The following is a 356-nucleotide window of genomic DNA, read 5'->3' as shown; positions in this document are numbered from 1 at the left end:
TAGAAGCCTAGCAATGTCCTACTCTCACATGGGAACTCCCACACTACCATCGGCGCTACTGCGTTTCACTTCTGAGTTCGGAATGGGATCAGGTGGTGCCACAGTGCTATTGTCGCTAGACAAAACTTGTAATATCAAAGATATAATTTAATTTATACTGTTTAAAATATAAAGTAAATTAGAACCTTGGAACAAAAAACCCGTAGCATCAGCTACGGGTTTTTCTAATTGGAAGCCTAGCAATGTCCTACTCTCACATGGGAACTCCCACACTACCATCGGCGCTACTGCGTTTCACTTCTGAGTTCGGAATGGGATCAGGTGGTGCCACAGTGCTATTGTCGCTAGACAAAAAG

General features: G+C 43.5%; 2 rRNA genes. Both read right to left on the bottom strand.

Annotated elements, in window-relative coordinates:
• Positions 1-5 precede the first annotated feature (5 nt).
• Positions 6-120 (bottom strand): 5S ribosomal RNA (gene rrf / locus H4J69_RS19735).
• Positions 121-234: 114 nt separating this feature from the next.
• Positions 235-349: ribosomal RNA gene (gene rrf, locus H4J69_RS19730) — 5S ribosomal RNA — on the bottom strand.
• Positions 350-356: the final 7 nt, after the last annotated feature.

It is taken from the genome of Colwellia sp. BRX10-9, assembly GCF_014077405.1.
GTDB lineage: Bacteria > Pseudomonadota > Gammaproteobacteria > Enterobacterales > Alteromonadaceae > Colwellia_A.
The sequence above is the reverse complement of the archived record's forward strand: the minus strand, read 5'-3'. Positions and strand labels throughout refer to the sequence as shown.